At 58.6% G+C, this 14,194-nt stretch carries 13 protein-coding genes; 5 read left to right on the forward strand and 8 right to left on the reverse strand.

Translation table 11 applies throughout. From position 1 onward, the window contains the following. Positions 1-210: 210 nt before the first annotated feature. The 4 genes from F8G81_RS09645 to F8G81_RS09655 form a co-directional block, all read right to left on the reverse strand. On the reverse strand, positions 211-1,716 hold the full coding sequence (locus F8G81_RS09645; RefSeq protein ID WP_267278754.1) for a PucR family transcriptional regulator: 1,506 nt from the start codon (positions 1,714-1,716) through the stop codon (positions 211-213). A gap of 538 nt (positions 1,717-2,254) precedes the next feature. Further along, on the reverse strand, positions 2,255-2,710 hold the full coding sequence (locus tag F8G81_RS23565) for a MaoC family dehydratase (protein WP_416377121.1): 456 nt from the start codon (positions 2,708-2,710) through the stop codon (positions 2,255-2,257). 69 nt (positions 2,711-2,779) lie between these two features. Continuing rightward, on the reverse strand, positions 2,780-3,565 hold the full coding sequence (locus F8G81_RS09650; protein ID WP_267278755.1) for a flavin reductase family protein: 786 nt from the start codon (positions 3,563-3,565) through the stop codon (positions 2,780-2,782). A gap of 371 nt (positions 3,566-3,936) precedes the next feature. Continuing rightward, positions 3,937-5,037, reverse strand: a complete 1,101-nt coding sequence (locus F8G81_RS09655; RefSeq protein ID WP_267278756.1) for an aminotransferase class III-fold pyridoxal phosphate-dependent enzyme — start codon at positions 5,035-5,037, stop codon at positions 3,937-3,939. On the opposite strand from F8G81_RS09655, the gene F8G81_RS09660 reads away from it, so the two are divergent. After that, complete coding sequence (locus F8G81_RS09660) at positions 5,036-5,194, forward strand: hypothetical protein (protein WP_267278757.1); 159 nt, start codon at positions 5,036-5,038, stop codon at positions 5,192-5,194. The genes F8G81_RS09655 and F8G81_RS09660 overlap by 2 nt on opposite strands. A 253-nt stretch (positions 5,195-5,447) precedes the next feature. Here F8G81_RS09660 and F8G81_RS09665 read toward each other — a convergent pair whose 3' ends face one another. After that, positions 5,448-5,813: a hypothetical protein gene (locus F8G81_RS09665; RefSeq protein ID WP_267278758.1), complete on the reverse strand. Its 366-nt coding sequence runs from the start codon at positions 5,811-5,813 to the stop codon at positions 5,448-5,450. Between the two features lie 90 nt (positions 5,814-5,903). Here F8G81_RS09665 and F8G81_RS09670 point away from each other — a divergent pair, with 90 nt between their 5' ends. Continuing rightward, a complete protein-coding gene (locus F8G81_RS09670; protein WP_267278759.1) occupies positions 5,904-6,026 on the forward strand; it encodes a hypothetical protein in 123 nt (40 codons plus the stop codon). Positions 6,027-6,545: 519 nt separating this feature from the next. Here F8G81_RS09670 and F8G81_RS09675 read toward each other — a convergent pair. The 3 genes from F8G81_RS09675 to F8G81_RS09685 form a co-directional block, all read right to left on the reverse strand. Continuing rightward, a complete protein-coding gene (locus tag F8G81_RS09675) occupies positions 6,546-7,127 on the reverse strand; it encodes an L-2-amino-thiazoline-4-carboxylic acid hydrolase (protein ID WP_267279182.1) in 582 nt (193 codons plus the stop codon). A gap of 955 nt (positions 7,128-8,082) precedes the next feature. Continuing rightward, positions 8,083-9,282, reverse strand: coding sequence for an amidohydrolase family protein (locus tag F8G81_RS09680; protein WP_267278760.1), 1,200 nt, complete (start codon positions 9,280-9,282; stop codon positions 8,083-8,085). Positions 9,283-9,415: 133 nt separating this feature from the next. Then, complete coding sequence (locus F8G81_RS09685; protein ID WP_267278761.1) at positions 9,416-10,741, reverse strand: MFS transporter; 1,326 nt, start codon at positions 10,739-10,741, stop codon at positions 9,416-9,418. A gap of 279 nt (positions 10,742-11,020) precedes the next feature. Here F8G81_RS09685 and F8G81_RS09690 point away from each other — a divergent pair, with 279 nt between their 5' ends. The 3 genes from F8G81_RS09690 to F8G81_RS09700 all read left to right on the forward strand — a co-directional run bounded on the left by F8G81_RS09690 (position 11,021) and on the right by F8G81_RS09700 (position 13,862). Beyond that, entirely contained in the window at positions 11,021-11,935 is a 915-nt protein-coding gene (locus tag F8G81_RS09690) for a LysR family transcriptional regulator (protein WP_267278762.1), read from the forward strand. A 275-nt stretch (positions 11,936-12,210) separates the two neighbouring features. Continuing rightward, the gene (locus F8G81_RS09695; RefSeq protein ID WP_416377122.1) at positions 12,211-13,338 is read left to right on the forward strand and encodes a PLP-dependent cysteine synthase family protein; all 1,128 of its coding nucleotides are present in this window, start codon (positions 12,211-12,213) and stop codon (positions 13,336-13,338) included. A gap of 35 nt (positions 13,339-13,373) precedes the next feature. Continuing rightward, positions 13,374-13,862, forward strand: coding sequence for a RidA family protein (locus tag F8G81_RS09700; protein ID WP_267278763.1), 489 nt, complete (start codon positions 13,374-13,376; stop codon positions 13,860-13,862). The last annotated feature ends 332 nt before the right edge of the window (positions 13,863-14,194 follow it).

A 14,194-nucleotide genomic window follows, 5' to 3' on the forward strand; every position in this document is an offset into this window, starting at 1 on the left:
GCCTCACGTTGCTCATCGTTCCTCCTGTAACGGGTGTGCTCACTCCCCGAGGGGATCGTTCCTCCGGCTATGGACCGTCCATTGAGATTAGGCAGCCGAGAGGCTGGCGTCACGGTGCGGAAAGTCGATAGATGCGGGTTCCTTTGTACGAAGCGTCAAAAGGAAAGGCGGGTGCAGCTGTCTACCCGCCGATAGGAAAGGCCACGTGGGCTAGGCACCTTCCTCGGGGTCCGCTCCGATGTCTAATGGTGTCCGGCCAGGTGCAGGCGAAGCCATCATTTCGCTACAGGTTTCCTGGGAGCGGCCTCTAAGGGCGAGCCAGAGCTGGGCTGCTACGTCGGGGTCATCCAGGTCAACCCCCAGCAGTTCCTTTGCCTGGGCAATTCGGTAGCGGACCGAGTGACGGTGCACTCCCAATTCGCGGCCGGCCGCCTCCCATTGCCCGCGGTGGGCCAGGTACGAGCGGACCGTTTCAAGGAGCTGCCCAGTGTGGGAGGCCAGTTCATCGACCCATTCATCTGCCGGCAGATCGAGGCCGTGACCAACGCGTATCAGCTGACCGGCGGGCGCTGAGGCGGCGACCTCGGCCACCTGCGATCCAATTTCGTGAAGGCGTCGTAATGGCATAGGTCCACCCCATGCACCGCGGACACCTTTAGGCAGCGACGGATAAGGGCTCGACGCTGCCTGAAGCACAAATACGACACCGGAACGCTCAAGTACCAGCCCGGACAGAGCGTGCTGCGCCGCCAACTGTTCGCTATCCGGCAGGACGGCGACGAAGGCTGTTTTTGGTAGCGGTTCGGAGCCCATCTGCTTTGCAAGGAGCCGGGCTGCATCGTCATGTCCTTCCAGTACCAGCGCCGCGAGCATACCCTCAGCACGTCGACGCTCAGCCGCGGCCCTGCGCTGTCCGGCGGCTCTGGCCGCCAGGAGCGTGGATGCGGTGAGGAACAAGTGCCGCTCTGCAGCAGCCAGTTGCCCGCTTCTGCCTAACGCTAGATAGCCCGAGGCGGCCGGACCATCAGATACCGGATAGAGCGAAGCAACACCGAATGCCAGTTGAATATTGCCGGTGGCACCCCGGCGCGCGTTACGCAAAATGACAGATTCCCGTGTGAGTTCGGCCAGCAGTCCCGGCGGGAGTTCAGCACCGTTGGCAGCCGAGGATGGGGCCCCGTCGCCTTCAGGCAGGTATGCAACCCAGGTCCCCAGCGCGCGGGACAATTCCCGGACGATCTCCGGTTCCGCGTCATCCTGTGCGGCGGCCCGCGTCAGTGCCACCTGAAGCCCTAACAGAGCGGTGAGTTCGGCTTCGCCGCCCTGCCTGACAAGCTCCCAGTATGCGCGCGACACGGCCAGGAACGGGGACTCGCGGGGAATAGTCAGAAGAGGAAGGCCGGCTTCCACGCATGCCGCCCGCAGTTCGTCCGGCACCATGGCATGTCCTGAGCCCAAGCCGAAACCCAGCGCAGCTACGCCGCCTTCCACCAGACGTTGCACATAGTTTTTAGCCGCCTCTTGGCGCGCGTCTCCATCAAGGCCGGCGAGCTGCAGTCCGACAGTGAGGAGAAGCTCGCCGCCGTAGAGGAACATTGTGGGATCCTCGAGTTCGGAGACGTGCACGCCCGTCAGTTCCACGCGGGGGAGCGGAATAGGCCAGTAGGGCGCGAGTTCGGGCTTTGCGGCCTCAACAAGTCTTGCGAGGGTGATCATAACGACCTCTTGTGTACCGTACGGCTGATTCTTGAATTGGGTAGGGCTGGTTGTCCAACCCCCTCGGATCGGCACCGGGTGATGTAGTTCAACGCACTGCTGGAATCGGCACCTTCTGGACCACTGAGGGCTAGCGACTGTAGGTAGCACCCACGGCAACCAGGCTCATGTGATGTCAGCGGCGCCCTCCGGAACATCGGCCTTGCTTTTCACATGCGTGACCGTGCTGCTTACGGCCGTGACGGTAGGCATCTACCCTGGCTTCCCCGGCCATTGTGGTAATTAACGCAGCCGCTGGTACCCGCAGGCGCCGTCACCTCAACAGGAGCGGTTACTACGAGCTTCAACATGCGGCCCGAAAAAGGTCCTTCAGCAGGTCATGCCGGCCCATGGTGGTGTGGACCTGTCGAAGCCGTCAACAAAGACAGGCCGCCTCAGAAAATGCATACCCGGGAGAGTGTTGAGAGAACGGCTGCCTAACAGTCCCCTCCGGGAGGTAACAGGATGGGAAAGCTCAGCTGACGAACCCTTCAGATGATCAGCAAGGTAAGTTGCTCTGATCGTCTTCGGGGCCGAGGTCCGTCGTGTAGCAGACCGCTGTGCCTTCCAGTACGACGGTGCCGTCATCTCGGACCACCCAAGTCCGAAGGGTGGTGATGGGCTTGCTCGGATGTATATCGGTCACTTTGACGTGTCCGGTGATTACGTCTCCAGGACGGACGGGAGCCACGAAGTTCCAGTTGACATTAAGAAAGACGGTCCCGGGACCGGGCAGTTGTTCTGCCACAACGGCGTTGAGGATCGCACTGGTTACCCCGCCCTGCACTATGATCTCACCGAAGCGCGAGGATCTGGCCGCACGCTCATCATAATGTAAGGGGTTGCGGTCACCGCTTAGCTCGGTGAAAAGAGTGATGTCCCTGTCAGTAACCTTGCGCGACAGCTGTGCTGAGTCCCCTACACGAGGATACGAGCGATTAGGTCTGGAGGGCATTTCTTCTCCCGGTCTGTCCCATGTCTGTACTTGCTTCGCTTATCCAACGCTCGCCTGACTATCCACTAGTTAGGGCACGTTTGCGGCCTCGAGGCCCTTGAACTTTGACTCATGAAAGACCAGGGGACTCTCAAGCATCTGAAAGTCGGCATCATGTACTTCCAGCAGCGCAACGGCATGGTCGCCGGCTGGGAACTCGCCATACAGGGAGCAGTCCAGCCAGAGCGTGCAGCCGGGGATACGTATGGCTCCCAGTTCTGTGGCCGTGTAGTAGATGTCGTCAAACTTGTTCGGATTCTTGGATGCCAACTGACGGCACACCGATTCCTGATTAATGCCGAGGATTGATACACCAATCCTCTCTGCCTTGCGCAAAATGGGCCAGGTCGTTGAGCTGTTCTGCACCGCGAAGGAAACCAACGGCGGTTCCAACGAGACACCAACCGTGAAGGACGACGCAGCGAGTCCCTTGGGAACACCATCCACAACCGCGCTTATGGCGGCAACGCCGGATGGGAAATTCGAAAAAGCCTTCCGAATGTCCACGGACTCGGAGAGATCGATGACTGTCATGGTTTTCCTTTCACCGGTAGCACGACGAGGCTCAACTTCTGATAGTGAACTTTTTTCGGAGTGCACTTTCAGTAAAGCATTGACCAGGAGTTTTTTCAAGGGCGTTTCGTCGACTTTTCCAGCTATCCTGGGACTCCGACCAAAACGCTGCGGGTGCCGTGGCGTATGCCCTTCAATGGGAATCTGCTCAATGATGGTCCCGGCGTCGGCTGAGTATTCCAACTTGGGCAGGCCATCGCTGATCTTGTCGGCCCAGGGGAGCGGATGCAGGCCCTTAAACACCGCCTGACATGAGGACCTGTGGTCAGCTGCGTCCCGCGGGTGGACGAGATTCCAGGTAACAAGAATCTACTGGCGGAGGATATTTACCGCGTCTTTTCCGTTAGTGCGAATTCGTTGTTTCGGTACGCACGTTGCCAGTATTGCGGGGGCGCGCTGCGTCTATTGCCGCAACCCCTGCCTCGCCGCGGCTTCGGATTGCTGGGCAAACCGCCGTAGGTTCAGGAAGGGTTCGCCTATGCTAAGTCCTGAATTTTAATGTCATGCCTTCATGCCTTCAAGCGCAGTTCCGGCTTCCTCGAGCACCGCGTCGACTCTCGTTGCCAGCCAGTCGATTTCGTCACGGCTAAGGATCAGGGGTGGCGAGAATTGGATCAGTGGTGCGCCTCCCTGAACTCAGAACGTTCTTCGCGTTCCATGAGGGCCAGGTTGGCCAGCCCTGCGGCGCAGGCGGAAGGATTCCCTCCGTAAGTGAGGCCGTGCAGGTACATCCCTGCAGGACCATTGAGCACGGTATCGACCACGTCACTGGTGGCGATCATTGCGCCCAGCGGGACGTAGGCGGAAGCTATTCCCTTGGCGCAGGTGATGATGTCTGGTTTGAGGCCAAAACGCGTCGATGCAAACCATTCCCCGAGGCGGCCGAACCCGGTGATGACTTCATCCGCTACCAGCAAAATGCCGTATTTGTCGCAAATCGCCCTGACGCCTTCGCAGTATCCGCGGGGTGGGGTTACTGAACCGGCCGCGTTCTGAAGGGGTTCGATGAAGATGGCAGCTACTGTGTCCGGTCCTTCTTGGCGGATCAATTCCTCAAGCTCGTGGAGCAGGAAGTCGGTGAACTGCTCCTCGGTCTCGTTGATCGGCCGCCTGTAACGGTTGGTATTCGAGAAATGGCGGGCACCATGCATGAGCGGCTCGAATGGCTTCCGAAAGTTTGTCATGCCATTGATGGACAAAGCCGCAAACGATGTGCCGTGGTAGGCGTTCCTTCTGGCCAGGAACTTCATCCGGGAACCTTCACCCTTGGCCTGATGGTACTGGCGAATGAGCTTGATGGCAGCTTCGTTGCTTTCGCTGCCGCCGGAGGTGAGGAAAACCCGGTCCAGGCCCTCAGGTGCGATCTCGGCGACCTTTGCGGCGAGCCGGACGGCGGGGGGGTGGGCATAGCCCCAGTTGGTGTAGTACGGCAGGTCAGTCACCTGGGCTTTGACTGCCTCCCCGATCTCCTCGCCGTGGCTGTAGCCGATTTGAACGCAGTACAAGCCAGCAAGAGCGTCGAGGTAACGGTTGCCCTTCTCGTCCTCCAGCCAGCACCCCTCGCCTTTGACCATGATGGCAGGAGGGGCCTCCGTGTAAGTACGGGCTCCGGTGAAGTGCATCAGGAGGTGCTTCTGGGCAAGGTCCTGCAGTTCCGAGGACTCCCGGGCTGCTGCGGACGTCTCGGGGGCCATGGTTTCGGTTGGGATTGACATGATCGTTCTCTCTTTCGTTACCCCGCGTGCACGTGCAAAGGACACGCAGCGGGGTCGGATTGGTCGCCAGTTGGTGGCACTCTTTGTCGGCGCCGCAGATAACCTGGATCTTGGAGGCAGCGACGCCGTCCGCGCCGGCCGTGACGAAAGCGTGTGACTATCGGGGGGCTTGGCAATGGGCCTGCCGGCCCGTCCCAAACAGCTTTTTAGTCCGCGGTGGAGGAGCAGGGGGCAGCTGCATGCAGGCATTGCTCAGGTCAGAGGCCTGGATCAGGCCTCACTCATGCTGGGGTGCGCGTACCTTCATTGGTTTCGGATGCAGTTAAATGAATGTCATGGCTACCTGTGAGTCGCCGTACGTCATGGATCAGACCATTTCGGGATCCCCGGGCAGGGATATGACGAGAACTTCAGATGACGGCAGGTTCTGGAACGCCTAAGTGGTTTGCGAGATTGTTCATCGCGGACTGACGCCACTGTTTGAGCCGCGCCATCTCAGCGGCTACCTCGGGCAGGTGCTTTCGCTCGGGGAGGCCTCGGGCTGGATTTAGCCTGGTGTTGCTTGACCAAGCGGCAATATCTGCCTGTGTTTCACGCCGGTGGGCGCTGTTGAGGCTGGCGCTGGTGAGTGAGAGCAAATCATCAACATGTCCGGTGTAATCCACCGGCAGGGAGAGATAGTTCTTCTCGTCGTCATCGTTTCGGGTCGCTTCCACGACGGCTAGGGTCGCGGCGCTCCAGCAGGCGTATCCAGTGGTGACATACTGCAAGGCCATTCGCCCTGTTTCGAAAACAGGTGTCGGCGCTATCGTCCTTAGTCCTGTTGCTGTGCAGTCAACGTAGATTTCACCTGCCGGGCGGGCTTCATGGCCCCGATCAAAGTCGATCCCGGTGCTCCTGATGCGCTGGACGCGGCCACTGCGGGACACGCCTCGATGGAGGCCAACCGGTTGAGTCCTGACTTGCTGATTGTTGCACCGCGGTACTGAGTCGGCTCAACGGTCCGGTCAAGCCAAAGATGCCGGCGTCTTCCAGGGGCCAGACGAAGCTCGGCGTTGAGGCCAGGAAGTACAGACAAGGGCGACTACGTTTTCCTGACAGGTCACCAACAGCATGGTCCGTGACCGGCTCGCCCAACCCGAGGTGACCGACGGCTTCCTCCTGGACGGCTACCCCCCCCGCACTGCTCGGTCGCGCCGCCGTGGACGGCCGCACAGACGATACAGAAGCGGTCATCCGGCACCGTTTGGGCCTTTACCACCATCAAACCGAAACCGTTGTGGCACACTACGGCCGGCTCGGCCTCCTCTGTACGGTTGACGGCAGAGGCCCGATCCCGGAAACCACGGGGCTCATTCCCGCGGCACGCGGACGCGGACCAGTGCAGGGGACTGGTGGCCAATCCGAGCGCGAACGGTGGAGGGTGAGGAATGCCGGGGCTCCCACTCGTCTGACGCGCGTTTGAGGCAAAGGTAGCCCATAGGGCGTCGAGGGATAGGGTTGGGAAGTCAGCGACTGCTCTCGATCACTACATCTACCGTCTTGGAAGCACCTGCGGCGGCTCTATCGAAGTGGAACTCACAGTGCGATGAGCCGGTCGATAAGGTCATGGTTCGGCGTGTGGCGATCGGACGGCGAGATTTATCCAGCACATTGAGATAGTTCCGGTCCCATTCACAGATCAATTTGGTGAGCTGCGGGGCGCCCTCGGCACGGAACATGTCCCAGAAGCCGCATTGGGTGCCAACTAGTACCCAGCCAGTTTGAGTCGTTTTCTTATCCCAAGTGAACGATTTCCCGAACATCGAATTTAGAAGCGGTATGAAGTTCTTCTCGTAGAACTTCAAGGGGTCGCGCATGAAGAACACTTCAATTTGGGTTAGTAACCGCATCTCAGCCCCGAGCATGGAACGATAAGTTCGGCGTAATACCTCGAACGCTACACCCTCACTGACGCCTCGTGCAGTCAGCTCACGGTGCGCGGCAATTACCAGCGAGGGGAGTCCGACCACCATCATTCCTTGCGGATCTGGTGCTTTATGACTGTGCCTATCGAAAATGATCTGCGCTTGCTCTTTGACTGCCGCCATCACCTGTGTTGTCTCACTGGGGAGGAGGAAGCTAACTTCACGCCTAAGGCCCCTTAGGAACGCCCGCCTCCATAAGTTCGCGGTTCGTGTCTGGAAACCCTTGCTTGCCTTATTTTTCATCGCTCGTTTCCTTTTTGATACATGAGGGGTCAGCCCGGAGAGCCGCCACTGGGGTCACTTGTTTGTCTAGGGAGGCCAATCTTTCCCATTTAATCCGAGACGGCGCCCGACACTGCAGCTAAGAGACAGGGGAATGCATGTTGGTCGTTGGCCAACGGAGTGTCGCTGGGGGGGGCGATGCGAACCAAACGCTGATCTAGACGATGGTGAGAGCATCACTCATTCGGAGTGTGCTTCATTATATGGGGAATATGATCTTAGACACAACCTTCTCTAGCCCTTAGGCAAGTGCCAGGCACGGGTCCCATCGGATGCCGGGACGTGGCAGAGCTGGCCGAAAAAACTCTCGGGCCGGGAAATTCGCCGATAGCTTGCTGGGAGGCCACAAAACGTTTCCAAGCACTATCCCGCGAGAACGATGACAAATTCACGGTGGCGCCTGGAGGCCATCTGCCATGGGCACTCCGCAGATCCACGGTGCGCTGGGATGGATCCACGCACCACTAACCGAAGTCCACGGTGGTGACCACGTGCCGATCATCGCTGACGTTGGGCGATGGGTGAGTCAGGCCGATGATCAGATGATTAGTAACAGCCAGTTCTGCGGATGACGTCGGCTGGCTGCGCGGGCATGGACCGGAGAATCCGGCGCGGTGCCGGAAGGACCCGCCGGAACAAGCAGTGTTCGCGAGAACCCGGGGATGAGAACATCTGTCCAGGTACCTGAGCCCGGTCCAATACCGTGCCCAGGTACCTGGACGCTTAGGCTCTATTCGGCCAGTCCAACTTCCAAGGGAACCAGTTCAGTTTTTCTTTTTCAAGGGGCTGCCGGGTGTTAGAAGACTTCGACCTGAACTTCGCGGGCGGGGGCAGGTGAATTCCGGCTCCGCAGTGCCCGGATCTGGCCGTTGATGATCACGCCTGCGATGCCGGGGATGTCACCATTGCTTATGGCTTTCAGGGGGTGATCCTGGGATCCGCCTACCGGTTCTTGAACGAGCACGAGATCGGCAGGACGGTTGAGGTCCAGGACGCCCTCCGGGCGGCGCAGCACTCGGGCTGCGTTCGCCGTGGCGTAGGAGATGACATCGGTTGGAGCCATTCCTCCGATAGAGGACAGCTCGCAGATCGTTTTGATGATCGCCAGCGGCATCACGCCTGTGCCGGAGGGGGTATCCGAGCCGAGGATCACGCGTTCGAGTGCGTTATTCTCGGCCGCCATCCGTTGAATTTTCAGGCTGGCAGCCAGGTTGCCGGCCTGAACAAGCTGGATGGCCGCGTTCGAATCTGTAATGAGTTTCTTGACGTGGTCCTCCGGCAGGCTCGTAGTTCCTCCATTGATATGGCCTGCGATGTCCGGGGCCATGGCGAGCAGATCATCGACCGTGATTGGTGCCACCCCGGGAACGGATGATGCACCGCCGGAGTGGGACATAACAAGGAATCCGGCCTCTTGGGCCCATTTGACGTGTGGAACCGCATCTTTTGGTACCCGGAAGCCGCCGAATCCAACTTTCATCAGCCAGACGCCCTGCCTGGCCAGTTCGGCATAGTCAGGCTGTTCCATGTAAGGTCCCGTCATCAGAGATCCTGCATGGATACGCACTCCGCCGGGTCGGTAGTTCGTGAAGGAACGTGAAGCTGTGACGGCGAGAGCCTTCGCGCCGTCACGATCCATAGGGCGGCCTGGGAAGTGCACTTCACCGGCCGACATCATGGACGTGACTCCGCCGTGCATGTAGCTCTCAATGAATCCCACGGCGTTTTGTTTCGGCGTAAAGTCACCGATTGAGAAATGGGTGTGTGTATCAATCAGGCCGGGAAGGGCGACAGCGCCTTGTGCATCGATGACGACGTCGGCTGCCGCATCAGCTGATCCGCCCATGTCGACGATCGTGCCATTTTCAATTCGGATTGTCTCAACTTCAAGAATGGATTCGCCAAGCCGCCCGGTGACAGCGCCGCGCAGGTTTTTAATGATCGTGCTGCCGGTTTCGGGAGCGAAATGCCCCGCGTTATAACTTTCGTCCCACATTGAGTGGTTCCACCTTTCGGTAAGGGCAGACATCGATTCTAAAGTCCGCCCGAGATTGTGCTGATTGGCTGTAGATCTATTTCTTGTTTGTCCGGTTTTAGATGGGGAACCGTGCCGGGCCTACCCCTGTGGGTCAGGCTCGCTCTGCCAGGATTTTATCCATTGAACCGTGTAGATCCTTGGAGGTTTCCCGCGCAATGGACACGGAGATGATGGTGATGAGGAGCATCACCGAGACGTAGATTGCCACCGGAAGCCAGGTGCCGAACTGACCATACAAGGCAACGGCAATGATTGGCGCGAAAGCCCCTCCGAGTATCCCTGCCATTTGGTATCCCAAGGATGCCCCACTGTAGCGGACGCGGGTGGGGAACAATTCTGTAGTAAATGCCGCCAGTGGACCATACATTGCTGCCCAGCAGGTCATTCCCACGACGTCAGCAAGCAAGATCAGAAGTGTATTCCCAGTGCCGAGGAGGGGGAAGAAGGCGAACACCCAAATCAAAGCACCAAGCGCCCCTGCCAGATACACAGGCCTCCGGCCTACCCGGTCGGACAGTGACCCGAACAGTGGAATGAGGACAACCATCACGCCCGCGCTGACAAGAACAGCTAAGAGAGCTACGGATTGCGAAACACCTACCATTTGCGTCAGGTACGTCACGACGAACAAAACGTAGATGTAGAAAGCAACATCGGTACCGATTCTTGATCCGGTGGATATCAACAGTTCTCTCTTCTGCGTCCGAAGCACCTCGATGATGGGCATTTTTGCTTGTTTTCCTGATGCCGCCAGCTCTTCGAATTCGGGAGATTCTGTGACGCGGAAGCGGATCCATAGACCCACTCCAACGAGCAGTGCACTGAGCAGGAACGGGATTCTCCAGCCCCAAGCCAGGAAATCAGCCGGGGATGTCACCAGGAACATCAAGGCAAGGATTCCATTTGCCATGAGCAGACCCAGTGGTACGCCGATCTGCGGCCAGCTCGCAGCGAAGCCTCTTCGCTTTGGGTCTCCATGCTCGAGTGACATAAGAACCGCGCCGCCCCATTCGCCGCCGAGGCCGAATCCCTGGATGAAACGCAGGACCGTCAACGCGATGGGCGCCCAGATGCCGGCGACCTCATACGTAGGCACTAGGCCGATGAGCATGGTCGCCACCCCCATGATGACGAGGGTCAAAACAAGAACCTTTTTGCGGCCTATCCGGTCTCCAAAGTTTCCAAAGACGATGGCCCCGATCGGGCGGGCCACGAAACCAACCGCGAAGCTTGCGAACGCCAGCAGGGTTCCGGTCAGCGGATCAAATTTGGGGAAAAACAACTGATTGAATACCAGGGCTGCGGCGGTGCCGTAGAGGAAAAAGTCATACCACTCCAGCGCCGTTCCTATAACGCTTCCGGCGATTGCTCGGAATCTGACCACGCGTGCGGTCTCGTCCTTCTTCAGTTCAGACATGTGACGCTTCCTTTGCTAGCTCCGACACGCGAAGGCCTGCCCCATCAGGGCCCCAACTCATTTCCAGGAGAGTGCCTTTCCGGCCTCGCCAAGTCCCTGCTGTCATTGTTGCGACGATATGAGCTTCCATCGAGGTGATCTCTCTTGAGTGCTGGCCGCTCCTGAGCGACCTTCGGCCGTCACGAATAGTGCGGCTCGAAACCATCATGACGAGCATCACAACTAAAAGTCTAGATACTAATTTGTTGCATTAAGCAAACCTGAATTTATACTTGCTTCATGTTGGAGACCCGCCACCTACTTACCTTTGACGCTGTGGTTCGGACAGGAACGCTGGCCGCGGCGGCTCGTGAGCTGGGATACACGCAGCCGGGGGTGAGTCAGCACATTCGGGCGCTTGAGCGCGAACTCAAGGCCACCCTGTTCGTGCGCGCCGGCCGGATGCTGCGTTTAAGTGAACAGGGCGAGGTCTTGGCGGCAAAAACTTCCGTGCTTCTGTCGGACCTGTTGGCGACCGCTGAGCACGTTGCGGCCGTGGCGAGGCTCCGGGACGGACTGGTTAAGGTCTGCGCCTTCCCAAGTGCGAATGCAACCTTAGTCCCAGCGGCTATCTCAAAAATGCGTTCGGACCACCTGGGCGTCCAGCTGGAGCTTTTTGAAGCAGAGCCCCCTGACTCCCTTGCTGGCTTGAAAAAGGGTGACTATGACATCGTTGTGACTTTCCACTATGACGACCAAGGCCCAATCGCGGACGACGACACGTTGTCATTTCCCCTGATGCAGGAACCCCTTGTTCTCTTTATGGCAGAGGACCACCCCCTTGCCCGCCGGCAGCAGGTGGGCCTGGCTGAACTCAGCGAAGAACGATGGATTGCCGGGTGCCTGCAGTGCAGGCAGGAGTTTGTCAGCGCATGTGAAGACGCAGGATTCTCCCCTCGCATCGACGTCACCACCGATGACAATCTTGCCGTTCAAAGCTACGTAGTCGCCGGGCTGGGACTTGCCATGATGCCCAGGATGATCCAGACCTTCGTGAAGCACCCGAGGCTGAGGATCCGACCCATCCTGCCATCCCGAAACCGAACAATTACGGCAACTATCTTGCGCGGAAACCGCAACCTGCCCGCCGTAAAGCACATGCTTGAATCACTGACATGGGCAGCTGAGAAGGCCGTCGAAGTCGCCAACCAATAACTCTCGCTTATATAACTACCTACAAATCGTCATTGGATTCCAGGCCCGGATGTAAGGAAGACTCCAGCTAGGAGCTAACACATCTGCGGACGTACAACTGCTCCTGAGGATTGGGTCGGCCACTTATCCATAGCCATAGCAATTTCGGCCGGCGCGTCGCCGCCCGTTTTAGCAACTTCACCTCAAAGTCGGGAGGAGGCTAACGTCTGCGCTGTCGTCTGATTGACCCAGACTCTATCCACGTTCCGCACCCCATCACGTTCCCAGGAGGATATATGTCTGCTGACACAGCTATGACTGCAGCAGCCGGTCTCGAGGAAGACATCGATCGCTATGACCTCGAATACCGGCGATGGAGCGCAGATGCGGTGCGGAAGATCGAGGCTGAGGCCAACCGTTCTTCCGACACCCACCTGATTTCGGTGCCCCTCCCAGACACCTGGGGAGTCGACTTGTACCTGAAGGACGAGTCGACGCATCCCACCGGCTCCCTCAAGCATCGGCTTGCCAGATCGTTGTTCCTGTATGCCCTATGCAACGGATGGATCACACCGGGCAGGCCGGTCATCGAAGCATCCAGTGGATCAACGGCCATATCCGAGGCCTATTTCTCCGGGCTCATTGGCGTTCCGTTCATTGCTGTCATGGCCCGGTCCACGAGCCTGCAAAAGGTTAAGCTCATCGAATCGTACGGGGGACGCTGTCATTTCGTTGAAAACCCGAGCGAGGTCTATGACGTTGCAACGGCAATGGCTCAGGAGACCGGCGGTCACTATATGGACCAGTTCACCTACGCCGAGCGGGCTACTGACTGGCGCGGAACCAATAATATCGCTGAATCAATCTTCAAGCAGATGTCGCGGGAACGATACCCGGAGCCTGCATGGATAGCCGCCACAGCAGGAACGGGCGGCACCTCGGCAACCATCGCCCGCTATATCCGTCACACAGGCAGAGCTACAGGAATCTGCATAGCGGATCCTGAAAACTCAGCGTTCTTTCCCGCTTGGAAAGAGCGGGACCCCAGCATTACCACTGCGATCGGTTCCCGCATTGAAGGAATCGGCCGCCAACGCGTCGAAGCCAGCTTCATCGGCAGCGCGATAGACCGCATGATGCGCGTACCAGACGCCGCCGCCATGGCATCCATCCATCTTCTGACTGAACTGTTGGACCGCCGGACGGGAGCTTCCACAGGAACAGGGCTCTGGGCCGCGTTCCGGATAATCTCCGAAATGGTCAGTGCCGGAAGACGTGGCAGCGTCGTGTCCCTGATCTGTGACTCCGGTGACAGATATCTCGAGAAGTACTACTCAACTGAGTGGCTTGAAGCCAACGGCATCGACGTCGAACCTTATGGCCGCAGATTGCAAACCTTTATGCGGACCGGCACCCTCTCCTGACCATCACCCCTCAATTCGTAGAACGTGAGACAGAAATGACATCGACAACTACTCAAGAGAACGATCTTTCCCCGGAGGAACGATTGTCGCAATTGGGGTTTGAAGTCCCCTCCGTGACTGCTCCCGTGGCGATCTATGTGCCAGCAGTTCAGACCGGGCAACTGATTTACACCTCAGGACAACTGCCATTGAACGCGGGCACACTGCTGCACCCAGGCAAAGTTGGCGCGGAAGTAACCCTGGAACAGGCACAGGAGGCTGCGCGTCAGTGTGCGCTCAATGGGCTTGCAGCTGTTCGCTCCCTCATCGGAGATCTCCGGCTCATTAGGCGCGTTGTTAAAGTGGTCGGATTCGTCGCCAGCGCCCCTGACTTCACGAACCAGCCCGGCGTTATCAACGGAGCGAGCCAACTTATCGCCGATGCCTTTGGCGAAAACATCGGCCCACACGCCCGCAGCGCCGTCGGCGTAGCTGCCCTCCCGCTGAACTCTCCCGTCGAAATTGAAATCATCGTTGAGATCTAATTACCAACTGACGCATCCAACATCTAAATTGATGACGAGGACAATCCCATATAGTGAAAAGAGCTCCATATTCGCGTTTGAACTCGGCGAAGGCACCCATGACGGAGAGCATGATGTTAGCCGGTGAAGACCAAGCTCTCTTTGACGAACTCCACGCGCGCACCCTTGCGGGTAGTGCCCTGGAACTGACCGCTTGGCACCGCGACTACACCCGGGCGGGGCTGCGGGAGGCCCTAGTCCTGAAGATCGTCAGGCTCAGGCCCGGCCGAAACCCTGTCTACGGCCGTGATCTATTGTCGCCTCTGAACAGCTGCTGGGCGGTCCTCCGTTGG

It is taken from the genome of Arthrobacter sp. CDRTa11 (assembly GCF_026427775.1).
Lineage (GTDB): Bacteria > Actinomycetota > Actinomycetes > Actinomycetales > Micrococcaceae > Arthrobacter.

What these genes read in the sequence shown, in the direction of transcription:
- F8G81_RS09645 (WP_267278754.1), bottom strand. Translation starts at nt 1,716, where the DNA reads ATGATCACCCTCGCAAGACTTGTTGAGGCCGCAAAGCCCGAACTCGCG.
- F8G81_RS23565 (WP_416377121.1), bottom strand. Translation starts at nt 2,710, where the DNA reads ATGCCCTCCAGACCTAATCGCTCGTATCCTCGTGTAGGGGACTCAGCA.
- F8G81_RS09660 (WP_267278757.1), top strand. Translation starts at nt 5,036, where the DNA reads ATGATCGTTCTCTCTTTCGTTACCCCGCGTGCACGTGCAAAGGACACG.
- F8G81_RS09655 (WP_267278756.1), bottom strand. Translation starts at nt 5,037, where the DNA reads ATGTCAATCCCAACCGAAACCATGGCCCCCGAGACGTCCGCAGCAGCC.
- F8G81_RS09665 (WP_267278758.1), bottom strand. Translation starts at nt 5,813, where the DNA reads ATGGCCTTGCAGTATGTCACCACTGGATACGCCTGCTGGAGCGCCGCG.
- F8G81_RS09670 (WP_267278759.1), top strand. Translation starts at nt 5,904, where the DNA reads ATGGCCCCGATCAAAGTCGATCCCGGTGCTCCTGATGCGCTGGACGCG.
- F8G81_RS09675 (WP_267279182.1), bottom strand. Translation starts at nt 7,127, where the DNA reads ATGGCGGCAGTCAAAGAGCAAGCGCAGATCATTTTCGATAGGCACAGT.
- F8G81_RS09680 (WP_267278760.1), bottom strand. Translation starts at nt 9,282, where the DNA reads ATGTGGGACGAAAGTTATAACGCGGGGCATTTCGCTCCCGAAACCGGC.
- F8G81_RS09685 (WP_267278761.1), bottom strand. Translation starts at nt 10,741, where the DNA reads ATGTCTGAACTGAAGAAGGACGAGACCGCACGCGTGGTCAGATTCCGA.
- F8G81_RS09690 (WP_267278762.1), top strand. Translation starts at nt 11,021, where the DNA reads ATGTTGGAGACCCGCCACCTACTTACCTTTGACGCTGTGGTTCGGACA.
- F8G81_RS09695 (WP_416377122.1), top strand. Translation starts at nt 12,211, where the DNA reads ATGTCTGCTGACACAGCTATGACTGCAGCAGCCGGTCTCGAGGAAGAC.
- F8G81_RS09700 (WP_267278763.1), top strand. Translation starts at nt 13,374, where the DNA reads ATGACATCGACAACTACTCAAGAGAACGATCTTTCCCCGGAGGAACGA.